This window comes from Luteimonas endophytica (assembly GCF_029887875.1).
In the GTDB taxonomy this organism is placed as follows: Bacteria; Pseudomonadota; Gammaproteobacteria; order Xanthomonadales; family Xanthomonadaceae; genus Luteimonas; species Luteimonas endophytica.
In genome coordinates, this window is record NZ_JARXRM010000028.1 from 48,916 (window position 1) to 74,555 (window position 25,640).

Genomic DNA, 25,640 nt, shown 5'->3' on the forward strand with positions numbered 1-25,640 from the left:
GAACACCCCGCTGATGGCGTCCGCGGCAACGGGATTGGATGCCGACAATTTTTCCGCTTCCCTGGGCTGTCTGATCGCTCCCTCCCTGGGAGAACTGGCAGCCCGGCTTGTTTCCGTAGCCGGACTCTCGCCAGCCGAGCGCGAGGTGATCCTTTCGGCAACCGAAACCTCGCTGTCGTTCGTACTGCATGCGAAGCTCAGCCGCCTGCTGGTGCTCGAACTCAACGCCGCGCGCGTCGATGGCCGCCTCGCCGGCGAGGATCCGCGAGCACGATGGCGCGCGTTCCTGGAGATCTCGGCCCGGCCTTCGTTCTGGGAAGGTCTCTCCGTCCACTATCCCACACTGCGGGGGCGGATCGAGGCCATCGTCGCCAACCGCTGCGCGGCAGCGCTCGAATTCGCGCGGCACTGGGCCTCCGACCGCCGCGACCTCGGGGGCCTGACCGGTGGCGACGCGGGCGAACTGGCGGCACTGGGCTTCGGCGCAGGCGACAGCCATCGCCGGGGGCGCACGGTGGCGATCGCCGAATGCGCCGCGGGCCGGGTCGTCTACAAGCCCCGCTCGCTGGCCGTCGACAACGCCCTGCGCGGGTTCGTTGCGGCGCTCCGCCCGCACCTGCCGGGAACGACCATCGCGGTTCCGGCCGCGCTGGACCGCGGTGGGTACGGCTGGGGCGAGTTCATCGAGCATCGCCATGCCGCCGACGCCCGCGAACTGCGCGACTTCTATCGCGGTATCGGCCACTGGCTGGCGATCATGCGGCTGCTCGGGGGGAGCGATCTCCACGCCGAGAACCTGATCGCGTGCGGCGGCAGCGCCGTCATCGTCGACTGCGAAACGCTGTTCACGCCGGTCGCCGCGCCGGCGCAGTTCGGGTACGGCGACGCCCTGGACCGCGCGGCGGCGCTGCTGTCCGGCACGGTGCTCGGCATGGGGCTGCTCCCGGGACGCGGCATCGGGCTGGGCTGGCGCGGCGTCGACACCTCGGCGGTCGGCATGCTCGGCGGCCAGCAACCGGAAGTGCCGCAACCCGACATTCTCGGCGTGGGCACGGACGAGGCGCGGATCGGCATGTCGATGCGGGCCATGCCGGTCGCGCGCAATCACCCCAGCCCGGCGCCCGCCCTCGCCGATCACTGGCCCGAAGTGCTGGCGGGTTTCGATGCCATGTCCGAGGTGCTCGTCGCCCGTGACCGGGCCGGCGAACTGCGCGAGCGAATGGAGGCGTTCGCCGGGTGTCCCATCCGCATCGTCCCGAGAGCCTCCGAGGTCTATGCCGAGATCGGCAGGATGCTCTGGCACCCGGTGTCCCTGCACAAGCCGGCGCCGGCGCGGGAACGGGCGGCGACGCTGCTTCGCAGGATGGCAGCCAACGCCGGCTTCGCACCGGCCGAGGCGGAGGTGATCGATGCCGAGATCGAGGACCTGCTGATCGGCGACATCCCCTTTTTCACCGCGCTGGCGGCGCCCGGCGCCATCGAAGGTCCCGGCGGCACCGGGTGGCGCTCCCTGGCCGACCCGATCGGCGATGCGCACCGGCGCTGGCACGGCTTCGATCGCGCGCTCGACCGCAACCTCATCAGGGCTTCGCTGGTCAGCGCCTATATCAACGACGGCTGGATGCCGAACGACGTGTCGCTGCTTCCCGCGAAAGGCTCGGGAGGCGATCCGGAAGCGCGGCGCAGGCGCCACGCCGCGCGGATCGTCTCCAACCTGGTGGGCAGCGCCATCCATGGCGACGACGGCAGCGTGACCTGGATCGCCCCGGTGCTCGGGCCGGCGGGTTGGGCGGTCCAGCCGCTGCCGCCCGATCTGTACACGGGCCTGTCGGGCGTCGCGCTGCTGGCGGCCGCGTACCTGCGCGAGACCGCCGCCGGGCGCGCGGACCCCGTTGCCGGGCTGGACGCGCTCCTCTCGGCGACCCTGCACAGCCTGGGGCTTTTCCAGCATGCGCTCGAACGGAACGGGGCGAGTGCGGACGGAGCGAAGGTCCGCCCACCGGCCCCGGGCGGGTTCACCGGGCTGGGCTCGCAGATCTGGACCTGGCTGCTGCTGGCCGACTGGGGCATGGATGGGGGGGAAGGCATCGAGCGCGCCGAAGCGCTGGCCGGACACCTGCCGCACGCGGCGGCCGCGGACAACGAACTCGACATCCTGTCCGGTGCCGCCGGGGCGATCGTTCCGCTGCTCGAGCTGGCGGATGCGAGCGGCCAGCCGCGATACGCCGACGCGGCGGCAAGGATCGGCGACCGGCTATGCGATCAGGCCGACGTGCACGAGGGGCGCGCGTGCTGGCGGCAGGAGCGCTGGCCGGACGGAATCGGGGGCTTCGCCCACGGTGTCACCGGCATCGGCTGGGCGCTGGAGCGGCTGGCGATGCGCAGCGGCGATGCCCGCCACCGCCGTACCGCCGCCGCCGCATTCGCGTTCGAAGACGCCTTGTTCGATACCGGCGAGGGCGCATGGCGCGACCTGCGCAACCTTCCCGGCGGGCAGAAGACCGCCGCCGCCTGGTGCCACGGGGCGGTGGGCATCGGCCTGGCGCGGCTGGATCTGGACCCGGCGTGCGCGCAGCAGGAAACCGTGCGGATCCTGCGGCGCGCCGCGGAAGCGACCTGGCGCCGGGGACTGGGCTGGAACCACTGCCTCTGCCACGGCGATCTCGGCGCCTGGGAGCTCCTGCGTCGCGCCGAGGCCGCCGATGCGCTCCCCAAAGGCTGCAGCATTGGCGAGCTGCTGGACCGGATCCTGGACAGCCTGGACATGCACGGCGCCTCCTGCGGCATCGCCCGCGACGCGTTCATCCCCGGCCTGCTGCCGGGCGTGGGGGGAATCGCCTACCAACTGCTGCGCGCGCACCCCGATTGCCGGCTGCCTTCGGTGCTGCTCCCGGGCAGGTACTGAAGCCACGGCGCTCTCGTGGAGACACCGGCAAGGCCATCCATCCGTTTCGTGGCGGCAATGCTCCCCTGCCGCGCTGCGCGACGGTCCGGACGCAAGACAGCACGGAATCCGCCGTCGCGAACGGCGGCTGAACGACGGTTCGATTCATCGATGCCGACCACTCCCGGGCCTTGAAACCGGCACCGTCGGGCCTATCCGGCCGCGCGGACGGATGCCGTCCGAGCACAACCAGGAGACCAAGCCATGAACGAGATGGTTCGCCAATCCCGGTGGCCCGCGCAGGAGCGGGCCCATGACCCGATCCGCCAGCTGTTCGACCGCTTCTTCGAGGGAAGCCTGCTCCATGGCGATTCCACCGACGAATCCTCGGTGGTCACCAGCCAGTGGGTACCGCGCGTCGACATCCGCGAGGAGTCGGATCGCTTCCTGCTCTATGCCGACCTGCCTGGCGTCGATCCCCAGGAGATCGAGGTCCAGATGGACAACGGCGTGCTGACGATCAAGGGCGAGCGCCGCGTCGAGGACAAGTTCGAATCGGGACGGTTCTCGCGCATCGAGCGTCGCCACGGCAGCTTCCACCGACGCTTCGCCCTGCCCGACAGCGCCGATCCCGACGGCATCAGCGCCTCCGGCCACAACGGGGTGCTGCAGATCGTGATCCCGAAGCGTCCGGAGACCACGCCGCGCCGCATCCAGGTCGGCCCGGTGCTCAACTCCTGAGCGCGGCCGCGACGGGCCGCCCGCCGGGCGGGCGGCCCGTCGCGGCATCGACCAGCGCGGCGTCCGCCGGTCCGGCTTCGGTGTGGCCCTGGACCGTTTCCGGCGTCCCGCGGAAGGGGCCGTGCCGACGACGACGCGCGTACGCGCCTGGTAGCTGCCCCCCGGGGCGGCGGCGCGTTGCCGGCTCGGGTAGGATGCGGCGGAGATCGGAACGGGGGGCGATTCTTCCATGAGCCAGCACGCCGGCCCGCAGGCAGCGCACCCGCGCGACGACGGGGCAGACGGCCTCATCGACGACGGGCGCCAGTTCAGGATGCTCATCCAGGGCGTCACCGACTACGCGATCTACCTGCTCGACCCGGGCGGGCGCATCGCCAGCTGGAATCCCGGCGGCGAACGGATCAAGGGCTACACCGCCGCCGAGGTGCTCGGCCGTCACTTCTCGATCTTCTACACCCCCGAGGACGTCGCGGCGAACGAACCCGCGCGCGCCCTGGAGACCGCCGCGCGCGAGGGCCGCTACGTCAGGGACGGCTGGCGCCTGCGCAGCGACGGCACCCGCTTCTGGGCGAGCGTGGTGATCGACCCGATCGTCGAGCAAGGCAGGCTGATCGGCTACGCCAAGGTGACCCGCGACATCAGCGAACGGCGCAAGGCCGAGGAGGCGCTGGAAGAGGCCCGCCGCGCGTTGATGCAGTCGCAGAAGGCCGAGGCGATCGGCCAGCTCACCTACGGCCTGGCGCACGACTTCAACAACCTGCTGACCGTCATCACCAACAGCCTCGACCGCATCGTCGCCAGCGGCGGCGACGCGGCCAGGATCGCGCGCGCCGCCGAAACCGCGCAGCGTGCCGCCGACCGCGGCGCCCTGCTCACGCGCCAGCTGCTGGCGTTCTCGCGCGGCGAGCTGACCCGCCCCACCGCACAGGACATCAACGCCCTGCTCCGGGACTCCGAGACGCTGTTCCGGCGCGCCTGCGACGCATCGATCGGCATGCGCTTCGAGCTCGAGCCGGGCCTGCCGCAGGTCGCGGTGGACAGGTCCCAGTTCGAGGCGGCGATCCTCAACCTCGTGGTCAATGCCCGCGACGCCCTGCCCAGGGGCGGCACCATCGCGATCCGCACGGGGCGGGCGGCACAGGACGACGGGACCGAACGGGTCACCCTGTCGGTGAGCGACGACGGGACCGGCATGACGGCCGAGGTGGTCGACAAGGCGCTCGACCCCTTCTTCACCACCAAGGAGGTCGGCAAGGGCAGCGGGCTGGGCCTGAGCCAGGTCTATGGCGCAGTCACCCAGTCCGGCGGCACGCTCAGGATCCGGAGCGCCCCCGGCGAGGGGACCACGGTCGCCCTGGAGCTGCCGGCGTTGGCGGATTCCGCACCCCCGGCGGCAGGGCGCGGGCCGAGGGTGCTGATGGTCGACGACGACCGCAACATCCTCGACACGGTGGTCGAGGCGCTGCGCGACCTGGACTACGCGGTGACCACCGCCGAGAACGGCCACGATGCGCTCGAGCGTCTGCGCAACGACCCCGGGATCGCCATCCTGTTCACCGACGTGGTGATGCCGGGCGGCATGACCGGGATCGAACTGGCGCGCAAGGCGCGGGAGCTGCGTCCCGCGCTGGCGATCGTACTCGCCTCGGGCTACTCGGAGAGCTGGCTGGAGGAGCTGCCGGAGGACTGCGACTATCTTCCCAAGCCGTACCGGGTCGCGGAACTGGCGACCAAGCTCGGCGCCGCGGCGGGCCGGTCAGGGCGGCGCTAGGCGATCGACGCGTCGACCCGTTCCGGAGCGCCGCCCGGGGCCGGCCAAGCCACCGGCGGCAGCCCTTCCACGAGCGGCCTGGCGAACAGATAGCCCTGCTGTAGCACGATCCCGAGGTCCAGCAACGCCCGGTGCTCGGCCGCCGTCTCCACCCCCTCGGCGACGATCCGGATCCCGAGGTCGGTGCACATGCGCGCGGCATGGTCGACGATGACCCTGCGCGGCCGGTCCCGATCGATGCCCCGGACCAGGTCCATGTCCAGCTTCACCAGGTCGGGCTGGAACTCCGCGAGCAGATTCAACCCCGAATGGCCCGCGCCGAAGTCGTCGATCGCGGTCAGCAGCCCCCTCGCCCGGTAGGTGGTGAGGATCTCGAGCAGATGGCCGGCGTCGACCACCTTCTCCTGCTCGGTCACCTCGAACAGGATCCGCGTCAACGGCCAGGCCGCGCGCTCGGCCGCCGCCAGCGTGCTGCGCAGGCAATGCTCGGGCCGGTAGACGGCGTTGGGCATGAAGTTGATCGACAGCACCGTGGGCATGCCGAGCATCGCCGCCTGCCGGATCGCCGTCACCCGGCAGGCCTGGTCGAAGGCGTAGAGGCGGTCCGCATCGATCAGCGCCAGCACCTGTGCGGCGGTTTCGCCGCCGCGGCCGCGGACCAGCGCCTCGTGGGCGAAGACCGTCCGGTTGGAGAGGTCGACGATCGGCTGGAACGCCATGGTGATCGCGAGCGGCAGGTCGCGGCCGTCGCGACAGGCACTGCAGCCCGCTTTGCCCGTCATCGCCGTCCGCCTGCGCCTGGTCCCGGCGACTATAGCGGCCGTGCGGTGCCCGGCTGTAGCGCGCCCCCCCGCGGCGCCGTCCATGCCCCGGGGGCGGGCGGATCCCGGTCCGTCAGGCGCTCCAGCAGCGCGCACAGGCTGCGCAGGTCCTGGGCGTTGTGGGCGCCGACGCGGCGCAGCTTGGCGGCGCTGCCGCCGCGCAGATAGCCCAGCCACGCCGCGGGCGCCTCGGCGCCCGGCAGGTCGTCCTCGCGCACCACGCCGAGCAGTTCGCGCTCGGCGGTCGCCAGCCGGCAGTTCGGCCACACGCCCCGGTAGCGGCGCCGCATCGGGTGCAGCAGGTCGATGTGGCCGCAGCCGGGCAGCGGGTCGGGCTGGCGGGCGAGCCGGAAACGGGTGCTGAGCAGCGGTCGGTCGTAGCTCTTGCCGTTGTAGCTGAGCAATACCGTGTCCGGACCGAGCCAGCCGGCGAAGATGCGCAACATCTCGGCTTCGGCGGCCAGCGTGGCGATGCACAGCTGGCGCAGGCGCAGTCCGCCGTCGCGGAAGTCGGCGGCGCCGATCATGAAGGCGCGGGTGCCGGTCCCGCCGGCAAGCCCGGTGGTCTCGGTGTCGAATGCGAGCAGGTGCTCGCGCGCCACTTCGCCCTGGCCGATGCCGTACAGCGACAGCGGCCCGTGCGCCTCCCACGGCGCCCAGGTCTCGACGTAGCGCAGGCCGGGGGCGATCTCCTCGCCGTTCAGGGCGCGGTCGGCCGCCGGTGCCGGGCGCGGCGCCGGCCGCGGCTGCAGATCGAGCAGGCGACGCAGCCTGGCGATCGCGGCATCGCGCGCGCCTCCGGCTGCGTCGCCGAGTTCCGCATCCACCGCGCCCGGATCGCGCGCAGCGGCATTCGCAGCCGCCCGGCAATCGGGCAGGCGGTCGACGACCGCGACCCCGGTCGGGGCCGCCGGAACCGGCGGCTCGCTGCGCGCGGCACCCCTCCCGTCCGGCGCCACGGGTCGAGCGCGGGCCGCGGATTCTCCCGCGGCACCCGCCTCACGCCGCAGCCCGGCCAGGCGCCTTGCCAGCTGGGTCATGCCGCCTTGCCCAGCAGTTCGAGCACGCGCAGCGCATGCCGCTTCGGCGCCTCCTCGGCCTCCTCCTGCGCGGCCAGCACCGGCCCCACGCAGGCGGGACAGCCGCCGCTGCAGGCGCAGCCGCGGACCAGCTCCGTGGCGCGCGCGTGCAGTTCGGCGCGGCGCTCGTACAGCGGCAGCGACAGGCCCACCCCGCCGGGATAGTTGTCGTAGAGGTACAGGGTCGGCGTGAACCCGCGTACCTGCTCCGGCGCTCCGGCCTCGCCACCGGCATTGCGCCAGCTGCCGCGCCCGGCCGCGTCGCTGCTGGCGAACCAGGCGCCGTCGCCGCTGCCGACCGCCTTCTGCAGGTCGCGACTCTCGGCCATCACCAGCAGTTGCGCCATCAGATGCAGCGCATGCGCGGCGCCCAGGAATCCGTCGAGGGCGTGCTGGCGGCTGTCGAACGCGGCATCCAGCACGCGCTGCGGCAGCTGCCACCAGGCTGCGGTGGTGTGCAGCTCCTGGTCGGGCAGCGCGACCGGGCCGTAGCCGATGTTCTCGTGGCTATGGAAACGGATCTTCTTGTACCCGGACACGCGCCGCACCACGTGCACCTCGCCGTGGCTGGCGTCGCCCTCGCCCGCTGCCGCCGTCTCGGCCTGGTCCAGCACCTTCAGCCGGGTGTAGTCGATCGCGTCGGTGTAGTAGTCGACGTGGGTGCGGCGCACGTAGGCCTTGCGGCCCTCCCAGTCCAGGCGCTCGACCTGGAACGGCTCGGACTGGATCATGTGGATCGCGCCCTCGTAGAGGGTCAGCGCGGCGGCGGAGTAGTCGACCTCGGCGAGGATGGTCTGGCGGCCGTCGGTCCGATCCACCACCACGAAGTTGCCGTCGGCCACCGAGCGCAGGTTGACCGCCTGCGCCGGATAGCTGTCGGCGATCCACTCCCAGCGCCCGCCTTCGCGGTGCAGCACGCCGCTCTCGGCCAACACCTCCAGCCAGGGGCCGGGTTCGACCGGGCCGAACGCGTCGCCGTCGACGAACGGCAGCTCGAACGCGGCGCAGCGGATGTGGTCCATCAGGATCAGCGGCTGGTCCGGCTCGATCCGCGCGTGCTCGGGGTTGGCTGCGGCGAAGAATTCGGGATGGCGCACGATGTACTGGTCCATCGGCTGCGAGCTGGCCACCAGCACCCCGAGCGAGGGTTTGCGGCGGCGGCCGGCGCGGCCGAAGCGCTGCCAGGTGGCGGAGACGCTGCCGGGGTACCCGTTGAGCACCACCACGTCGAGGCTGCCGATGTCGACGCCGAGCTCCAGCGCCGAAGTGCTGACGATGCCGTCGATCTCGCCGGCGCGCATCGCCCGCTCCACCTCGCGGCGCTCGGTGGGCAGGTAGCCGCCGCGGTAGGCGCGGATCCGCCGCGGCTTGCGCGGGTCGTGGTCGAAGACCTCCTTCAGATACTTGGTCAGCACCTCCACCATCAGCCGGCTCTGGCAGAACACCAGGGTCTTCAGCCCCGCCTTGATCGCGATGCGGGCGATCCGGTTGGCCTGAGAGCGTGCCGAGGCGCGGATGCCCAGGTCCGGGTTCACCACCGGCGGGTTCCACAGCAGGATGTGCCGGTCGCCATGGGGTGCGCCGCTCTCGGTCACCGCGTCCACCGGCACCTCCACCAGCGCCCGGGCGTGCGCGGCGGCGTTGCCGATGGTCGCCGAGCAGAGGATGAACTGCGGCGTCACCCCGTAGAACGCGCACACCCGCTTCAGCCGCCTGACCACGTTGGCGACGTGCGAACCGAACACGCCGCGGTAGGTATGCACTTCGTCGATCACCACGTAGCGCAGGTTCTCGAAGAACTGCGCCCACTTGGTGTGGTGCGGCAGGATCGCCTGGTGCAGCATGTCCGGGTTGCTGACCACGATGTCGCCGTTGAGGCGGATCGCCTGGCGCGCATCGCCCGGAGTATCGCCGTCGAAGGTGGCCGCGCGCAGACCGAGTTCTCCGGCGCGATTGAACTCGAGCAGTTCGGCCACCTGGTCCTGGGCCAGCGCCTTGGTCGGGAAAAGGTACAGCGCCTTGCTGCCGGCCTCGAGCGCCGCGGCCACCACCGGCAGGGTGTAGCACAGCGACTTGCCCGAAGCCGTCGGCGTGGCGACGACGATGCTGCGCCCGGCCCGGCAGGCCTCCCAGGCCTGCGCCTGATGGCTGTACAGGCGCTCCAGCCCGCGCGCGCGCAGCGCCGCGCACAGGCGTGGCGGCAGGTCGCCGGGAAACGGCGCGAAGCGCCCTTCCCGGCCCGGCACCAGGAGGCTGCCGGTGATGCGTTCGCCATAGCGCTGCGCCAGGCGTTCGGCCAGTGCGGTGCCGTCGCCGGCACTGCCGGCAGGGGCGATGGGATGGTCGGCGGAGCGGAGGATCGCGTTCAAGGGCGGCCCGGTGGCGGCAGGGGACGCCGTTGTAGGGCGGCCGCGTCTCACCCGATGAGTCTGCGATGTCGCTGAGCCGTGGTCGGCACCGGCGGCAGGCATGAAGAAGGGCGCACCTCGCGGCGCGCCCCTCGGGTCCCACGGGGTCGCGATCAGGCGGCTTGACGGGCGGCGCGCCGGTTGCCGCCGCTCTCGGCCAGCATGGTCAGCTTCTCGTCGGTGGCCTTCTCCTCGTCCAGGGTTTCCTGCAGCAGCGGAATGGCGTCCTTGTAGCCGAGCTGCTTGGCCAGGGCGCAAAGGGTGCCGTAGGAGGCGATTTCGTAGTGCTCGACCTTCTGCGCGCCGCCGATCAGCGCGGCATCGCGCAGCGGGCCGGCCTCGACCTCCTCGATCACTTCCTTGCCCTCCTCGATCAGTCCCTCCATGGCGGCACACTTGATGCGCTTGAGCTTGATGCCCAACAGCTCGACCACCTGGTCGATGCGCTCGATCTGGCCGTTGGTCTCCTCGAGGTGGGTCTCGAAGGCGGCCTTCAGCTCGGGGGCGTCGGCCGCCTTGGCGAGGCGCGGCAGCGCCTTGGTCAGCTGCTTCTCGGCGCTGTGGATGTCGGAGAGCTCGTGGATGAACAGTTCTTCGATGGTCTTGACGGACATCGGGGGAATCTCCTGCTTGGTCGTCCAGGGGGTGGGTGGTGCCGGCGGAAAACTACGGCCGGGCAGGCGAAGCCGTGGTGAAAAAAAACCGGGGCGGCCTTCACCGGATCGGAGCGAATCCGGTGCCGCCGCGGCGCCCGCTCAGCGCTTCTTCCTGGCCACCACCACCTGCCCGACCACTGCGGTCGCCAGGATCGCCGCGTTGGTGACGATGAACACCCAGTTGTCGAGCATCCAGCTGTAGACGACGAACCCGGTCGATGCGGCCATCTGCCCGGCGAACAGCCACTTCGAGACGCCGCGGGCGTCGGGGTCCTTCGACTGGGTATGGATCTGCCGGGCCAGCGTGAGCAGCAGGATCGCCGAAGCGATCCAGCCGACGACGTCAGGCGACATCGCGCGGCGCCCCGTTCATGCGGTCAACCCCGCCGACGCGCCGGTGCCGATCCGCGCGGCGGCGAGCACCTGAAGCGCCGCGTGCTTGCGCGCCTCGGAGACCGATTCGGTGCAGTCGCCGGGGACGTGGCAGTCGAGCTCGCGGATGTGGGCGTCCAGGGCAGTGGCGAGCACACAGGACTCGGCGGCGATCCCGGTCACGATGACCCGCTTCGCACCCAGGTGCTGCAGCAGCAGTTCCAGCGGGGTCTGGAAGAATCCCGAGTTGCGCGGCTTGAGCACGAAGCGGTCGTCTTCTTCCGGCGCGAGCCGGTTCGCCAGTTCCGCGCCGGGGGTTTCCTGCACCCGCGCCAGCAGTTCCCGGAAATTGGACTGCCAGAGGCCGAAGTTGTCGTTGACGTAGACGCAACTGCCGCCCGCCGACTTGATCCGGCGCTTGAGCCGCGCCAGCCGCGGCGCCATCCGCAGGGCGCGGGCGCGCAGCTTTCCGGCGGCCGGAAAATCGAACGGATTGATCACGTCGAGGATCAGCAGGGAAACGTCGCGGTTGGGCATGGCGTTTGGCGTGCCGGTAGCTCGGGCGGGGCAGGATCATTGCCGTATGCGCGCACAGGCGATGTGCAGACACCGAGCCCGGCGCCGGCGGCGCGCATTTCAGTCGCGCGGGTGGCCCTGTCCGGGCGGTTCCTGCCCGCGCCGTCCAGCGTCGCGGTCGTCCCGGCCGGGATGCTCCGGCGGCTGGCGCGACGGATCGCCCGGATTGCGGTCGGGATGGTTGAGATCGGACGGGTCGGTGGGCGGCGTTTCCTGGACTTGCATGGTCATGCATCCTCGGGGCTTCGACGGTGCGCAGAGGCTATGCAGGTCAAGGACGGTGCAACGTGAAAAGCCGCGGCGTGCACGCGGGGCGGGGCTGAACCGTTCATGCGCCGGCGCGCCGACGCTCTCTGCCTACCGCTGCTTCAGCCTTCCGCCCGGGCGAACATCCGGTTGAGCGCGTCGTAGCCGGGGCCCCGGTCCGGCGCCGGCCGGGGATCGCCGGCCAGAAAGCGCCGCGCGGCCTCGCTCGCGGCCGCATAGCCCTGGAAGAACAACGCCGGTCCGGTGCTGATGCGTCGCACCCCGGCCGCGCGCAGGGCGTCCAGCGGGGGCAGCCCGGGGCCGGCCATCAGATTGAGCGGCAGCGGTACCGCCGCCACGATCGCGGCGATGCCGTCCAGAGCGTCGAGGCCCGGCACGAACCCGCCATCGGCGCCGGCCTCCCGATAGTCGTTCAGACGCTCGATGGCCGTCATCGCCGCCTGTCCGCCGCCGGCGAGCCCTCGCAGGTAGACGTCGGTGCGCGCGTTGACGAACAGCGGCGCCGCTTCGGGCAAGGCGCGGACGGCGCGGATCTTGGCCACCAGCAGCGCCGGCTCGCCGGCCCCGTCCTCGAGGTTGATGCCGGCCGCACCCGCGCCGGCGACCTCGGCCGCCAGTGCCGCCACTTCGGCGGGATCGGCGCTGTAGCCGTCCTCCAGGTCGACGCTCAGCGGGACCTGCACCGCGCGCACGATCTCGCGCAGGCGGTTGAGCAGCACGTCGCGTGGCAGCGCACCGCCGTCGGCGTATCCGCACGACCAGGCGAGCGCGGCGCTGCTGGTCGCCAGGGCGGCCGCCCCGGCCTGCTGCCATAGCCGCGCGCTGGCCGCGTCCCAGGCGTTGGGCAGCAGCAGCGGCGACGGCCCGCGATGGAGGTCGCGAAAGGTGGCGTCGTCGGGACGTTGCATCGTGGGACTCCGCTGGGAAGGGCCGCCATTGTGGCGCCGCGGCGTTTGGGTGCTCGCCGTTTTCGGACATGATCGGCCCGGCACGCATCGCGGAGTTCGCAGGCGCGCGCCCGGAGGCGCAACGTGGCGGGGCACCACCGCGCCCGCACCCGGGCGGGCAGACGCGCCCCGACGCGCCACCCGCCGGAAACGCGAAGGCCCCGCCGGAGCGGGGCCTTGCGGTATGCGCCCGGAAGCGGCGGTTACTTCGCCGCCACCACCCGCACCAGTTCCAGGCACTTGTTCGAATAGCCCCACTCGTTGTCGTACCAGGCCACCAGCTTGACGAAGGTGGGATCGAGCTGGATGCCCGCGTCCGCGTCGAAGATCGAGGTGCGCGGATCGCTGCGGAAGTCGGTGGCGACCACCTTGTCCTCGGTGTAGCCGAGGATGCCCTTCAGCGCGCCTTCCGACTGCGACTTCATCTCGGCGCAGATCTCCTCGTAGCTGGCGCCGGTCTCCAGTTCCACGGTCAGATCGACCACCGACACGTCGGAAGTCGGCACCCGGAACGACATGCCGGTGAGCTTCTTGTCGAGCTCCGGGATCACCTTGCCGACCGCCTTGGCCGCGCCGGTGGAGGACGGGATGATGTTTTCGAGGATGCCGCGGCCGCCGCGCCAGTCCTTGTTGGACGGCCCGTCGACGGTCTTCTGGGTGGCCGTGGTGGCGTGCACCGTGGTCATCAGCCCGCGCTTGATTCCCCACTTGTCGTTGAGCACCTTCGCCAGCGGGGCGAGGCAGTTGGTGGTGCAGCTGGCGTTGGAGACGATCGCCTCGCCGGCGTACTTGTCGTGGTTGACGCCGAACACGAACATCGGGGTGTCGTCCTTCGACGGCGCCGACTGGATGACCTTCTTCGCACCGGCATCCAGATGCTTCTGGCAGGTGTCCTTGGTCAGGAACAGGCCGGTGGACTCGATCACCACCTCGGCCCCCACCTCGTCCCACTTGAGGTTGGCGGGGTCCCGCTCCTGGGTCAGGCGGATGCGCTTGCCGTTCACCACCAGGGTGGAACCGTCGACCGAGACCTCGCCGTCGAAGCGGCCATGCACGGAGTCGTAGCGCAGCATATAGGCCAGGTAGTCCGGCTCGAGCAGGTCGTTGACCGCCACGATCTCGATGTCGTCGCCGAAGTTCTGGAACGCCGAACGCAGCACGTTGCGGCCGATGCGGCCGAAGCCGTTGATGCCAACCTTGATCGTCATGAATCGGACTCCTGCGATCGCGCCGGGGCGCGGTGGGGGAACGGACCGGGGATTTTAGCAGGCGCCGCCGCCTCCCCCCCGCGCGGGCGCCGCCGCCTTGATTGCGATCAAGGCGTACCGCCGCGGCGGGCGGGACACTGCCGCCATTCCCGATCGAGGCACGACCATGACCCGCAAGACCATCCCCGCCTTCCTCGCCGCGGCGCTTGCCGCCGCGGCCCTGCCCGCCGCCGCGCAATCGGCAGGCGACTGGACCCTCGCCCTCGGCGCGCACCAGGTCGCCCCCAAGTCGGACAACGGCGCGCTCGCCGGCGCCACCCTGCCCCTGGACATCGGCAACGACGTGCGCCCGACCTTCGCGGTCGAGTATTTCCTGCGCGAAGGCCTCGGCCTGGAGGTGCTGGCGGCGCTGCCGTTCCAGCACGACATCTCGATCGACGGGCTGGGCCGCGTCGGCAGCACCCGGCACCTGCCGCCCACGGCGAGCCTGCAGTACCACTTCAACCGCACCGGCCGGGTCTCGCCGCTGCTCGGCGTGGGCGTCAACTACACCAGGTTCTTCAGCGAGGACACCAGCGGCGCGCTGGCCGGCACCGACCTTTCGCTGGACGATTCCTGGGGCCTGGCCGCCCATGCCGGCCTCGACTTGCGCATCGGCGAGCGCGGCTCGCTGCGCATCGACGCGCGCTGGATCGACATCGATGCCGACGCGACGGTCGACGGCGCCGACCTGGGCACCGCGCAGATCGACCCGCTGGTCTATGGCGCCGCCTGGGTGATGCGCTTCTGAAGCGGCCCACGGGACAGGGGGACGGAGCGGGCCATGCCGGTAGAATGCCGGAATGGCCCGCTCCTTTTCCGTCCTGCTGCCGCTGCTGTTCCTCGCGATGGCGCTGGCCGCGGCGCCCGCGCAGGCCTGGGGGCCGCGCGGCCATCGCCTGGTCGCCGAGCTGGCCGCCGGCGCGCTGTCTCCCGAGGTTCGTGCCGAGGTCGACGCGCTGCTGCGCAACGAACCGGATCCGACCCTGCCGGGCATCGCGACCTGGGCCGACGAGCTGCGCGCGAAAGACCCCGACCTGGGCCGCGCGAGCGCTCCGTGGCACTACGTCAACCTCGCCGAATCCGGCTGCAGCTACGTGGCATCGCGCGACTGTCCCGACGGCGACTGCGTGGTCGAGGCGATCCGCTCGCAGGCCGGCATCCTCGCCGACCGGGCCCGGCCCGCACACCAGCGCCTGCAGGCGCTGAAATTCGTGGTCCACTTCGTCGGCGACGTGCACCAGCCGATGCACGCCGGCTACGCGCGCGACAAGGGCGGCAACACGGTGCAGCTCAGCATCCCCGACGGCAGCCGCGACGGCCGCGGCAGCAACCTACACGCGCTGTGGGACAGCGGACTGTTCGACAGCCGCAATGAATCGCACTCGCGTCAGCTGGCCCGGCTGCGCGCGCTGCCGTCGAGCGCCGGCGAAACGGCGGACCCGGCCGACGCGGCCCGCTGGGCGGAGGAGTCGTGTCGTATCGTCCGGCGCGAGGGGGTGTACCCGACCCGCGCCAGGATCGACCCGGCCTACTACACGGCCTGGCGTCCGGTCGCCGAACAGCAGCTGGTGCACGCCGGCCGGCGACTGGCGTCGCTGCTGGAGCATGCGTTGGGTGATTGAAGCCGTCGCCGGAGCCTGACCGGCCGCCGCCGGACTACTCCGACTCCGGCGCCAGGCCCAGCCGCTCGCGTACCGTCGCTTCCAGGCCGCCGAGCCCGGCCGACTTGCCGAAACGCAGCGCCGCTTCGGCGTCCATTCCGCCATGTTCGGCGGCGGCCAGCGCCAGCAGCGCGCCGACGCGGTTGCCAGAAGCGCAGTGCACCGCCACCGTGCCCGGGGCGGACTCGATCAGCCGCCACAGCGCGGCGGCCCGGCGTTCGTCTAGGTCGCCCGCGCCGGCCACGGGCAAGGCGTGGTAGCGCATTCCGGCGGCCGCGACTTCGCGGGCCTCGTCGCGGCCCGCCATCTCCGCCGGTGTGCGCAGGTTGATCACCGTCCGCACACCGCGCGCGGCCAGCGCCGGCCAGGCCTCCGGCGCCGGCTGGCCGCCGGTGACCAGGCCGGGGCGCGGCTGGCGGACTCCCGGCAGGCTCCGGCCGAGCGACCTCTCGAGCTCCATCGTCGGTTGGCGCGCGCCCGTTTCCGCAGGCGAGCGATCTGCGGCGGCGGCAGCGCCGGAGCAGGCCAGCATGGCCGCGAGCAGCATGGCGGCGCCGGCGGGATGGCTGGGGATGGGCATGGAGGGCTCCGGTGGCTGGAGCTGCCGATTGTAGGCCGCGCCCTCGAACGAGCCCGGCCCGGGCGCCCGCATCCACCGCCCGCCGGGCGCGCGGCTCCGGACGGTCCGCAGGCGGCAGGCCCGATCCCAGGGGTGGGCACTCCCCGAGCGGCGCGAGCGAGCCGCTAACATTCTGCGATGACCGAAACCGTGCTGCTGCTGGGCCTGCTGTTTTTCGCCGTGGCCGCGCTGTACTCCTCGGTGGGACACGCCGGCGCCAGCGGCTATATCGCGGCCATGGCGCTGCTCGGGCTGGCGCCGGAGCAGATCCGCCCGACCGCGCTCGCCCTTAACCTGCTGGTCGGCGGGATCGGCCTGCTGCGGTTCCACCGCGCCGGGCACGTGCGCTGGCGCAACGTGCTGCCGTTCGTGCTGGCCTCCGCGCCGGCCGCGTTCCTCGCCGCCGGCGTATCGCTGCCGGAGCGCGCATTCTCGGTGCTGCTCGGCGCGGTGCTGCTGGTCGCGGCCGCCGCTGTGTTCCGCGGCGCCGGCGACGCCGCGGCGAGCGATGCGCGCGCCGCCGGCCGTCGCGTGCCCTGGGCGCCCGGCCTGGCGGCGGGCGCCGCGATCGGGACCCTCTCGGGGCTCACCGGCACCGGCGGCGCGATCTTCCTCACCCCGCTGCTGCTGTTCATGCACTGGATGCCGACCCGTGAGGCCAGCGGCGCCTCGGTGGCCTTCGTGTGGATCAATTCGCTGACCGCGCTGGCCGGGCTGCTGCGCGCCGGCGGCACCCTGCCGGAGGCGTTGCCGCTGTGGCTTGGCGTGGTCGCCGCCGGCGCCCTGCTCGGAACCCAGCTCGGGCTCGGCTGGCTGCCCGTGAGCGGCCTGCGGCGCGCACTGGGGGTGGTGTTGCTGGTGGCGGCCGGAAAGCTGCTGCTGACCTAGCCTTCGCCGCCCCCGGCCACCGCCACGCCGCGGGGCCGCGCCCGGAACATCAGCCCCCGGGGCGCGGGCCGGTGAGCGCCAGCCCGCAATAGGCGAAACGGTGCTTGTCGCCATCCCCGATCCAGGTGCGCTCGCACGACGCATCCCGCACGGCCCCGTCGCGGATGTCCAGCCGGACCCAGTCGTAGCCCCTGCGCCAGTCCTCGGTCGCAGTCGCCGCCCGCGGAGCCGGCGTCGCGTCGGTCCGCCCGCTCTCGGGCGCGTCCGGTGGCGGGGCCTCGAACGTCACCGGCACCCGCACCCACCCCTCCACCGGCTGGCCATCCTGCAACCTGGGGGAGAACTTCCACTGCCGCGCGGCCTCCACCGTCGCGGCGTCGAAGACGCCCGCCGGCTCCGAATCCTCGACGATCAGATCCTTGACGCTGCCGTCGACCGCGACCAGGAGCCGGAGCACGACCCGGCCGCTCTGGTGGACGGTGGCTGCCTCGGCGGGATATCTCGGTGGCGGGGTGCTGGCGGCGGCGACCTCGGCTCCGTTCCGAACCGTCTCCCGGGCGACCGGCACGGGGGCCACGGGCGATGCCGCCGCCGCGCCTGCCGCTGCGGGGGCGGGTGGCGCCGAGGACGCCGGTCGCGCCGGGGACGGCGCCACGGCGGCCGCCGGCCTGCCGGCCCAGGCGACGTAGCCGCCCAGCGCCAGCATGGTGCACAACAGGAAGGTTCCGGCTCGGCGCCGGGCGACGCCTGGTTGGGGATTTCCTAGCATGGTGATGCGCTCCTTCAGGAATTGGCTGGACTGCCAATGGCAGCCGACCGGCAGTCCAGGGACGGCCAGCTGCGTGTTCAACATCGCCTGCCCATAGTGGCGGCGGGCGCCGGGATGGCGCGCCAGGACCGCCGCGTCGCAGGCCAGTTCCTGATCGAGGCGGAAGCAGGCGGCCGCCACGTGCAACAGCGGATTGAACCAGTACAGGCAGCGCAGCACGGCGGCCGCGAGACCGGCCGGCACGTCGCCGCGCCGGACATGGATGCGCTCGTGCTCGAGGATCAGCGCGGCCTGTGTCGAGGAGTAGCGGGCATCGAAATCCGGCGGCACCACGATCCGCGGGCGCCAGACCCCGACCACCGCCGGGCCCTGCCCTCCGCTCGATTCCCAGGCGCCGTCCGGGCGGCGCCGCAGCGCCCCCAGCGCGGCCGAGAATCGCCGCTGCCGCGCCAGCAGCCGCAGCGCGAACAGCGCCGCTCCGGTCGCCCACGCCGCCAGCAACAGCGCCGCCCACGCCGCTGCGGAGACCGCGGGCCTCCCATCCAGCGGCATCGCCGCCCCCACCAGCACGCCCGGATGGAGCGGCAGCGCCTGCAGGAGCTGCGAATCCGCCGCCGGACGCGGCAGCGAGGCCGCCAGCAGCGCCGCGGGCACCAGCGCCCAGCCGGCATGGGCCGCACCCGCGCCGAACGCACGACGCAACGGCCGGCGCAGCAGCAGCACCAGGCAGGCCGCGGCGGCGGTCGCCGCGGTGCTTTCCGCCAGCCAGCGCAGCAGGAAGTCAGCGTTCATCGTCGAGTCCCTCGACCAGCCGCCGCAGTTCGGCGAGGTCCTCCGGGGTGAGCCGGCCCCGCTCGCTGAAGTGCGCCACCAGCGGCGCGACCCGGCCGCCGAAGATGCGCTCCACGAAGCCCTCGCTCTGCTGCGCGACCCACGCATCGCGCGCCAGCAGCGGGGCGTAGAGGTAGCGCCGGCCGTCGCGCTCGGCGGCGATCGCGCCCTTTTTCAGCAGCCGGTTGAGCAGCGTCTTCACCGTCGGCTCCTGCCAGTCGCGCGAGGCGCGCAGGGCTTCGGCCACGTCCTCCGCGGTCCGCGGGCTGCGGCTCCAGAGCACGTCCATCACCGCCGATTCGGCTTCGCTGATCTGCATCGTTTACATCCGTAATTTTTTCTCAGATTACGCGTGTAATCGACGTTGTCAAGCGGCTCGCGGGGCGAATGAGATACTCGCGACATGAATACGCCACAGCGGTTCCAGACCCTCGACGACACCGTCGGCTTCCTGCTCGGGCGCATCGACGGCCCGCTGCACGTCGGGGCGCCGCTCGGGCTCGGCAAGCCGCACCGGCTGCTCAACGCCCTCTATGCGCGCGTCGAGCGGGATCCGTCGCGATCGCTGACGCTCTACACCGCGCTGTCGCTCGACCCGCCCGGCGGCGGCGCCGGCCTCGAGAAGCGCTTCCTCGGCCCCTTCGTCTCCCGCCACTTCGGCGACGACTTCCCCAGGCTGGCCTACGTCGAGGCGATGCGGCGCGACGCCCTGCCGGCGCACGTGGTGGTGGAGGAGTTCTACCTGCAGTCCGGCGCGCTGCTGGGCTCGGCGCAGGCGCAGCGGCGCTACGCCAGTCTCAACTACACCCACGTGGCCAGCGCGCTGGCGGACCGCGGAGTGAACTGCATCGTGCAGAAGGTCGCGGCCAACGAAGACGGCAGCCGCCTGTCGCTCTCGTCCAACACCGACCTCACGTTCGATGCGGTCGACGCGGTGGTGGCGCGGGGGCTGCCGCGCCCGCTGCTGGTGGCGGAGATCGATCCGCACCTGCCCTGGCTGGGCGGCGTCGCGGAAGTGGATGCGGCGTTCTTCGATGCGGTGGTGGCGCCGCCGCCGCCCCATCCGCGGCTGTTCGGACTGCCCAGGCAGCCGGTGGGCGACGCCGACTACGCGATCGGCTTCTACGCCAGCGCGCTGGTGCGCGACGGCGGGACCCTGCAGATCGGCATCGGCGCGCTGGCCGACGCGCTGTGCCACGCGCTGGCCCTGCGCCATGCCGACAACGCCGCCTACCGTCGCGTGCTCGCGGCGCTGGATCCTGCACTCGAATCGCACCCGGCGGTCCGCGCCTGCGGCGGCCTGGCGCCGTTCGAGCAGGGCCTGTACGGCTGCAGCGAGATGATCAACGAGGGGTTCAGGCGTCTGGTCGAGGTCGGGGTGATCCGCCGCAAGGTGGTCGACAAGGCAGCATTGATGCAGCGGATGAACGACGGCAGCGCCAGCGCCCTCGACCGGGACCTGGTCGAGCGCGACGGCGAGTTCCTGCACGGCGCGTTCTACCTCGGCTCGCCGGAGTTCTACGACTGGCTGCGCGAGCTGGACGACGACACCCGTCGCGGCATCGGCATGAAGCGCGTGTCCGAGGTCAACGAACTCTACGGGCTGGACGAGGGGCTCGAGCGCCTGCAGCGGCGCGATGCGCGTTTCTTCAACTCCTGCATGATGGCCACCGCGCTCGGCGCCGCCGTGTCGGACGGCCTCGAGGACGGGCGCGTGGTCTCCGGCGTCGGCGGCCAGTACAACTTCGTGGCGATGGCGCACGCACTGGCGGACGGCCGCTCGGCGCTGCTGCTGCGCGCCACCCGCGATGCCGCCGGGAAGGCCGAATCGAACATCCGTTGGAGCTACGGCCACACCACCATTCCGCGCCACCTGCGCGACCTCTACGTGACCGAATACGGCATCGCCGACGTGCGCGGCCTGGTCGACGAGGACTGCGTGATCGCGATGGCCGGCGTGGCCGACGCGCGCTTCCAGGCCGGGCTGCTGGATCGCGCCCGCGCGGCCGGCAAGCTGCGCGGCGACTTCAGCGCCCCGCAGGGCTGGCGACACAACACCCCGCGGCGGCTGCGCGCGGCGCTGGCGCCGCTGCGCGCCGACGGCACCTTGCCGGACTACCCGCTCGGCAGCGATTTCACCGCGGTCGAGCAGCGCCTGGTGGGTGCGCTGGCCTGGCTGCGCAGCGCCACGTCCACGCCGGTGAGCAAGCTCCGCACCGTCGCCCGGGCGCTGCTTCGAAGCGACCAGGAAGTCGACGCGGAGGCGCTGGAGCGCATGGACCTGGCGAGGCCGCGCGCCGCCGGCGCCCGGATCGAGCGCCGGCTGCTCGCGCTTGCGCTGGCCCAGACCGCACCGCGCCAGTCGGCCGACGACGACAGCTCCCGGACAGCTGCCTGAACGTACCGGACGCGGGCTCGCCACGCTTCACGCCTGAAATGCAGCGCTCCGGCGATGGTGCCGCCACACCTCGAGGAGTACGCCGATGCCGATCCGACTCGTGCTTGCGATTTCCCTGGCGATGGCCTGCGCGCCGCCGGGCGCGCGCGCCGCCGATCCCGCCCCGGAAGAGGCGGAATCCGCGCAGCCGGATCGCACCCTGCACGCCCAGGTGCTGCTGGCGCGGGCGCGCTTCTCCCCCGGCCAGATCGACGGCATTGCCGGCTCCAACCAGGCCCGGGCGCTGCGCGGCTTCCAGGCTGCGCGCGACCTGCCGGAGAGCGGGGAAGTGGACGAGGCGACCTGGGAAGCGCTCGACGACGGCGCCCCGGCGCTCGTCGAGCGCAGCTTGACCGAAGAGGATCTCGCCGCCCCCTACCACGAGACCCCGGAGGACATGATCGAGAAGGCCGAGCTGGAGCGGCTCGGCTACGGCTCGGCATGGGAAGCGCTCGGCGAGCGGTTCCAGGCCAGCCCCGAACTGCTCCGTTCGCTCAACCCGGATACCGAACCGAAGGCCGGCGCGACCCTGCGCGTGCCGAATGTCCGCGACCTGCCGGAACTGGAGAAGGCCGCCAGGGTGGTCGTCGACGAATCCGATGGCACCCTCGTACTGCTCGACGGCAACGACCGCACCATGGCCCAGTTCCCGGTCACTTCGGGCAGCGAGCACGATCCCCTGCCGATCGGCGAATGGACGGTCGAGGCGATCGCCCGCGACCCCACCTTCCACTACAACCCCGAGCTGTTCTGGGATGCCGACCAGTCCCATGCCAAGGCCACGATCGCGCCCGGCCCCAACAATCCCGTCGGCTCGGTGTGGATCGACCTTTCCAAACCCCACTACGGCATCCACGGCACCCCGGAACCGGCCAGCGTCGGCAAGACCGCCTCGCACGGCTGCATCCGCCTGACCAACTGGGACGCGCTCGCGGTGGCGGCGGCGCTCGAGGCCGGGACGCCCGTGGTGATGCAGGAGTAGACCGTTGCGCGCTGTCGTCGCCGCCGTCGTCGTTGCCGCGGCGCTTGCGCTGTGGCTGTGGTGGAGCCCGCCCGTACGGGTGACCCCGACACCCAACGAAGGGGCGGGCGCGCCGGCGGCGCCCGCGCCTGCGCGGCCGGATCCCGCACCGGCGAGCGGCGAGCCGGACGATGGCGCCGGGACGCTGGCGCCGTCTTCCTCGTCCCCGTCGTCCTCGTCGCCAGCGGCCGGCGCCCCGGCCGGCGCGTCCCCCGTGGCCGCGGAGGCGGCCCCCGCGCCGGCGCGGCCCGCTTCTCCGCCGGCGACCGGCGCCGGCGCCCTGCTGGTCCCGGTCCGGGGCGTGCCGCGCAGCGCGCTGCTGGACACCTTCAGCGATGCCCGCGGCGCGGGCCGCCGCCACGACGCGATCGACATCATCGCGCCCGCCGGCACGCCGGTGCTGGCGGTCGCCGACGGCCACGTCGAGAAGCTGTTCGACAGCGAGCGCGGCGGGCTGACGATCTACCAGTTCGATCCGGCGCGCCGCTTCGCGTACTACTACGGCCACCTGCAGGCCTATGCGCCAGGTCTGGCCGAAGGCCAGCGGCTTCGTCGCGGTCAGGTGATCGGCACGGTCGGCAGCACCGGCAATGCCAGCCCCGGGGCGCCGCACCTGCACTTCGCGATCTTCCGCCTGGGCCCGGAGCGGAACTGGTGGGAAGGCGAACCGCTGAATCCGTTCCCGTTCCTGCGCGACGGCACCGCACCGCGGTAGCAGCGCGCGCATCGCGCACCGGCACACCACCCCGTCGCGGACGGTTCACGGGCCGCGGCGCGGCGCGTTGTCAGAGGTGACTGCGATCGCTCGCCGACGGGACGCGCGATGGCACCACCGAATCGCCATCCTGGCGGAAACGGCCGTCGACGTGTCCGCAGCAAAGGAGGACCCCACCAATGAACTCGCCGAACGCACAACTCCGCGCCCGCCCGTCGAGGCTGGCGGCCGCCATGCTGGCCTGCGCCCTGCTCTCGCCGGCGGCCTCGTTCGCGGCGCCGCCGGCCACAGTCGCCACCTGCGATGGGATCAAGGAGGCATACCAGGTCCTCGGCGCGCAGTGCACCGCGGCCTATGGCAGGATCGCTCACGCACCGGCGAACGCGCAGCAGCGTCTGCAGAGCTACCGGGCGAGGATCGCGGTGCTGGAGATCTTCCGCAAGGCGCTGCTGTGCAACGGCATGTACGGGGCGACGGCGGATGCGCAGCGGCGGTTCGCCTCCGGCGAGCCGGGCCACCTGCAGGCCATCGCCAACCTGCACCTGGCGATGACCAATGCCGGCGACCCGATAGTGCCCCCGCTCTACACCGCGGGCGACCTGGGCGATGTGTCGGTGACCAAGCAGCAGTGCAAGTAGATGCCCAGAGCAGTCAGGGCCGGCAATCGTCGGCCCTTCCACCCCCGCGGGCGCGCTACAGCGCCCGCGCCGCCTCGAGCACCCGCTCGACGGTGAAGCCGAAATGCTCGAACAGCACGTTCGCCGGAGCGGACGCGCCGAAGCGGTCCAGCCCGATCACCGCGCCGTCCAGGCCCACGTACTTGCGCCAGAAATCGGTGATGCCGGCCTCGATCGCCACGCGCTTGCGGCATCCGCCGGGCAGCACCGATTCACGATAGGCCGCGTCCTGCCGGTCGAACACGTCGCTCGAGGGCATCGACACCACCCGCGCGCGCACCCCGTCGGCATCCAGCGCCGCCTTCGCCTCCATGGCCAGCCCGACTTCCGAGCCGGTGGCGATCAGGATCAGGTCCGGCGCGCCATCCGCGGCATCGGCGAGCACGTAGCCGCCCCGGGCGATCCGCCCGAGCTGCTCGTCGCTGCGCGCCTGGTGGGGCAGGTTCTGGCGCGAGAACACCAGGCAGCTGGGCCCGTCGTTGCGCTCGATCGCCGCCCGCCACGCGACCGCCGACTCGACCGCGTCGCACGGGCGCCAGACGTCGTTGTGCGGGATCAGGCGCAGGCTGGCGAGGTGTTCGACCGGCTGGTGGGTGGGGCCGTCCTCGCCCAGGCCGATCGAGTCGTGGGTATAGACGTGGATCACGTGCGCGCCCATCAGCGCGCCCATCCGCACCGCATTGCGCGCGTAGTCGCTGAACACGAGGAAGGTGGCGTCGTACGGGATGAATCCGCCATGCAGCGCCAGGCCGTTGCTGATCGCGGTCATCGCGAACTCGCGCACGCCGTAGTACACGTAGTTGGCGTCGGGATGGTCGCCGGCCGCGGTCCTGCTGCCGCTCCACAGGGTGAGATTGGAGGCGGCGAGGTCGGCCGAGCCGCCGAGCAGTTCGGGCAGGTGCGGCGCGAACGCTTCGATCGCCATCTGCGAGGCCTTGCGCGAGGCGACCGTGGGGCCCTCGGCCTGAAGCTTGGCGACGTAGGCGTCGGCGACGGCGGCGAAGTCCTCCGGCAGTTCACCGTGAGAGCGGCGGGTCAGTTCCGCGGCCAACTGCGGATGACGCGCCGCGTAGCCGTCGAACAGGCGGTTCCACTGTTCCTCGCGCACCTTGCCGGCGCCGTTGGCGCGCCAGCCGTCGCGGATCGCCTCGGGGATCTCGAACGCGCCGTGCTCCCAGCCGAGCGCCTTGCGGGTGGCGGCGATCTCGTCGGCCCCCAGCGGCGCACCGTGCGAGGATTCCTTGCCCGCCTTCGCGGGCGAGCCGAAGCCGATGGTGGTGCGGCAGCAGACCAGCACCGGGCGTTCGTCCTGGCCCATGGCCTGGTCGATCGCCTTGCGGATCGCATCGGCGTCGTGGCCGTCGACGTCGCGGATCACCAGCCAGCCGTAGGCCTCGAAACGGGCGGGGGTGTCGTCGGTGAACCAACCCTCGACCTCGCCGTCGATGGAGATGCCGTTGTCGTCCCAGAACGCGACCAGCTTGCCCAGCCCGAGGGTACCGGCGAGCGAGGCGGCTTCGTGCGAGACACCTTCCATCATGCAGCCGTCGCCCATGAAGACCCAGGTGCGATGGTCGACGACGGCGTACTCGGGGCGGTTGTAGCGCTGCGCCAGCAGCTTTTCAGCGAGTGCGAAGCCGACCGCGTTGGCGAAGCCCTGGCCGAGCGGACCGGTGGTGGTCTCGACGCCGGGGGTGACGAAGTTCTCGGGATGTCCCGGGGTGCGGAAGCCGAGCTGGCGAAAATTCTTCAGGTCCTCCAGGGCCAGGTCGTAGCCGGCCAGGTGCAGCAGCGCGTACTGCAGCATGGAGCCGTGGCCATTGGAAAGCAGGAAGCGGTCGCGGTTGAACCATTTTGGATTGTCGGGGCTGTGGCTGAGATAGTCGTTCCACAGCACCTCGGCGATGTCGGCCATGCCCATCGGCATGCCCGGGTGCCCGGATTTGGCGGCTTCGACCGCGTCGGCGGCGAGGAAACGGATGGCGTTGGCGAGGTCGCGACGGGTCGGCTTGGTCATGGAGTCGGAGTGTCTGGCGGCTGCGCGGCGGGCGGGGGCCGCCATTGTCCCACGCCCGCGCGGGTCGTGTCCGCGTCGTGCCTCCGGTCGTATGGCGCCAGGTGTCGCGTTCTCCACACCGCTGAGCGAGCGCGACGTATGCAACACCACGCGGTGCGGGTGGTATCAGGACGGGGGCCGCCTTGCGTGGAAACGGGAGCGTGCCCGCGGGCTTCGGAAGCAGCGGCGCCCGG

22 protein-coding genes and 2 pseudogenes are annotated in these 25,640 nt (G+C 72.1%); 11 read left to right on the plus strand and 13 right to left on the minus strand.

Features of this window, described 5'->3' with window-relative positions; all coding sequences use genetic code 11:
• The first annotated feature begins 13 nt into the window (after window positions 1-13).
• The 4 genes and pseudogenes from QFW77_RS07630 to QFW77_RS07645 all read left to right on the plus strand — a co-directional run bounded on the left by QFW77_RS07630 (window position 14) and on the right by QFW77_RS07645 (window position 5,396).
• On the plus strand, window positions 14-2,905 hold the full coding sequence (locus tag QFW77_RS07630; protein WP_280573861.1) for a type 2 lanthipeptide synthetase LanM family protein: 2,892 nt from the start codon (window positions 14-16) through the stop codon (window positions 2,903-2,905).
• 243 nt (window positions 2,906-3,148) lie between these two features.
• Window positions 3,149-3,625 (plus strand): Hsp20/alpha crystallin family protein, encoded by a 477-nt coding sequence (locus QFW77_RS07635; RefSeq protein WP_280573862.1) that lies wholly within the window; start codon window positions 3,149-3,151, stop codon window positions 3,623-3,625.
• A gap of 229 nt (window positions 3,626-3,854) precedes the next feature.
• Window positions 3,855-5,006 (plus strand): annotated as a pseudogene (locus QFW77_RS07640) (two-component system sensor histidine kinase NtrB); the annotation flags it as partial.
• A 36-nt stretch (window positions 5,007-5,042) separates the two neighbouring features.
• A complete protein-coding gene (locus tag QFW77_RS07645; RefSeq protein ID WP_280574172.1) occupies window positions 5,043-5,396 on the plus strand; it encodes a response regulator in 354 nt (117 codons plus the stop codon).
• Here QFW77_RS07645 and QFW77_RS07650 read toward each other — a convergent pair.
• The 9 genes and pseudogenes from QFW77_RS07650 to gap form a co-directional block, all read right to left on the minus strand.
• Entirely contained in the window at window positions 5,393-6,178 is a 786-nt protein-coding gene (locus QFW77_RS07650) for an EAL domain-containing protein (protein ID WP_280573864.1), read from the minus strand. The genes QFW77_RS07645 and QFW77_RS07650 overlap by 4 nt on opposite strands.
• Before the next feature lie 29 nt (window positions 6,179-6,207).
• Window positions 6,208-7,257, minus strand: coding sequence for a ribonuclease H-like domain-containing protein (locus QFW77_RS07655; protein ID WP_280573865.1), 1,050 nt, complete (start codon window positions 7,255-7,257; stop codon window positions 6,208-6,210).
• Window positions 7,254-9,608 (minus strand): annotated as a pseudogene (locus QFW77_RS07660) (DEAD/DEAH box helicase); the annotation flags it as partial. The gene QFW77_RS07655 and the pseudogene QFW77_RS07660, both read right to left, overlap by 4 nt.
• Window positions 9,609-9,817: 209 nt before the next feature.
• The gene (locus QFW77_RS07665; RefSeq protein ID WP_280573866.1) at window positions 9,818-10,318 is read right to left on the minus strand and encodes a YciE/YciF ferroxidase family protein; all 501 of its coding nucleotides are present in this window, start codon (window positions 10,316-10,318) and stop codon (window positions 9,818-9,820) included.
• A gap of 141 nt (window positions 10,319-10,459) precedes the next feature.
• Complete coding sequence (locus QFW77_RS07670) at window positions 10,460-10,714, minus strand: hypothetical protein (protein WP_280573867.1); 255 nt, start codon at window positions 10,712-10,714, stop codon at window positions 10,460-10,462.
• 15 nt (window positions 10,715-10,729) lie between these two features.
• Window positions 10,730-11,269 (minus strand): cysteine hydrolase family protein, encoded by a 540-nt coding sequence (locus tag QFW77_RS07675; RefSeq protein WP_280573868.1) that lies wholly within the window; start codon window positions 11,267-11,269, stop codon window positions 10,730-10,732.
• Window positions 11,270-11,368: 99 nt separating this feature from the next.
• Window positions 11,369-11,539, minus strand: a complete 171-nt coding sequence (locus QFW77_RS07680) for a hypothetical protein (protein WP_280573869.1) — start codon at window positions 11,537-11,539, stop codon at window positions 11,369-11,371.
• Between the two features lie 137 nt (window positions 11,540-11,676).
• Complete coding sequence (locus tag QFW77_RS07685) at window positions 11,677-12,483, minus strand: isocitrate lyase/PEP mutase family protein (protein ID WP_280573870.1); 807 nt, start codon at window positions 12,481-12,483, stop codon at window positions 11,677-11,679.
• A 242-nt stretch (window positions 12,484-12,725) separates the two neighbouring features.
• On the minus strand, window positions 12,726-13,730 hold the full coding sequence (gap, locus tag QFW77_RS07690) for a type I glyceraldehyde-3-phosphate dehydrogenase (RefSeq protein WP_280573873.1): 1,005 nt from the start codon (window positions 13,728-13,730) through the stop codon (window positions 12,726-12,728).
• Window positions 13,731-13,896: 166 nt separating this feature from the next.
• On the opposite strand from gap, the gene QFW77_RS07695 reads away from it, so the two are divergent.
• Together QFW77_RS07695 and QFW77_RS07700 are read left to right on the plus strand one after the other, a co-directional pair.
• Window positions 13,897-14,520, plus strand: coding sequence for an OmpW/AlkL family protein (locus QFW77_RS07695; protein WP_280573875.1), 624 nt, complete (start codon window positions 13,897-13,899; stop codon window positions 14,518-14,520).
• Between the two features lie 52 nt (window positions 14,521-14,572).
• A complete protein-coding gene (locus tag QFW77_RS07700) occupies window positions 14,573-15,394 on the plus strand; it encodes a S1/P1 nuclease (RefSeq protein WP_425603292.1) in 822 nt (273 codons plus the stop codon).
• Window positions 15,395-15,428: 34 nt separating this feature from the next.
• Here the strand turns inward: QFW77_RS07700 and QFW77_RS07705 are convergent, their stop codons facing one another.
• Window positions 15,429-16,013 (minus strand): protein tyrosine phosphatase family protein, encoded by a 585-nt coding sequence (locus QFW77_RS07705; RefSeq protein ID WP_280573877.1) that lies wholly within the window; start codon window positions 16,011-16,013, stop codon window positions 15,429-15,431.
• Between the two features lie 177 nt (window positions 16,014-16,190).
• On the opposite strand from QFW77_RS07705, the gene QFW77_RS07710 reads away from it, so the two are divergent.
• Window positions 16,191-16,940: a sulfite exporter TauE/SafE family protein gene (locus QFW77_RS07710; protein WP_280573879.1), complete on the plus strand. Its 750-nt coding sequence runs from the start codon at window positions 16,191-16,193 to the stop codon at window positions 16,938-16,940.
• A gap of 49 nt (window positions 16,941-16,989) precedes the next feature.
• Here QFW77_RS07710 and QFW77_RS07715 read toward each other — a convergent pair whose 3' ends face one another.
• Both QFW77_RS07715 and QFW77_RS07720 read right to left on the minus strand, forming a co-directional pair.
• A complete protein-coding gene (locus QFW77_RS07715) occupies window positions 16,990-18,501 on the minus strand; it encodes a TonB family protein (protein ID WP_280573881.1) in 1,512 nt (503 codons plus the stop codon).
• Window positions 18,491-18,859 carry a BlaI/MecI/CopY family transcriptional regulator gene (locus tag QFW77_RS07720; RefSeq protein WP_280573882.1) on the minus strand — a complete coding sequence of 123 codons (369 nt, stop codon included), beginning with the start codon at window positions 18,857-18,859 and terminating at the stop codon, window positions 18,491-18,493. Before QFW77_RS07720 ends, QFW77_RS07715 begins: the two co-directional genes overlap by 11 nt.
• 84 nt (window positions 18,860-18,943) lie before the next feature.
• Between QFW77_RS07720 and QFW77_RS07725 the strand changes: the two genes are divergently transcribed.
• The 4 genes from QFW77_RS07725 to QFW77_RS07740 all read left to right on the plus strand — a co-directional run bounded on the left by QFW77_RS07725 (window position 18,944) and on the right by QFW77_RS07740 (window position 23,351).
• Window positions 18,944-20,938: an acetyl-CoA hydrolase/transferase C-terminal domain-containing protein gene (locus tag QFW77_RS07725; RefSeq protein ID WP_280573883.1), complete on the plus strand. Its 1,995-nt coding sequence runs from the start codon at window positions 18,944-18,946 to the stop codon at window positions 20,936-20,938.
• Between the two features lie 85 nt (window positions 20,939-21,023).
• Window positions 21,024-21,959 (plus strand): L,D-transpeptidase family protein, encoded by a 936-nt coding sequence (locus QFW77_RS07730; protein ID WP_280573884.1) that lies wholly within the window; start codon window positions 21,024-21,026, stop codon window positions 21,957-21,959.
• 4 nt (window positions 21,960-21,963) lie between these two features.
• The gene (locus QFW77_RS07735) at window positions 21,964-22,713 is read left to right on the plus strand and encodes a M23 family metallopeptidase (RefSeq protein WP_425603293.1); all 750 of its coding nucleotides are present in this window, start codon (window positions 21,964-21,966) and stop codon (window positions 22,711-22,713) included.
• Between the two features lie 179 nt (window positions 22,714-22,892).
• On the plus strand, window positions 22,893-23,351 hold the full coding sequence (locus QFW77_RS07740; protein ID WP_280573886.1) for a hypothetical protein: 459 nt from the start codon (window positions 22,893-22,895) through the stop codon (window positions 23,349-23,351).
• A 55-nt stretch (window positions 23,352-23,406) separates the two neighbouring features.
• On the opposite strand, the gene tkt is transcribed toward QFW77_RS07740, so the two are convergent.
• Window positions 23,407-25,407: a transketolase gene (gene tkt, locus QFW77_RS07745; RefSeq protein WP_280573887.1), complete on the minus strand. Its 2,001-nt coding sequence runs from the start codon at window positions 25,405-25,407 to the stop codon at window positions 23,407-23,409.
• Window positions 25,408-25,640 lie beyond the last annotated feature (233 nt).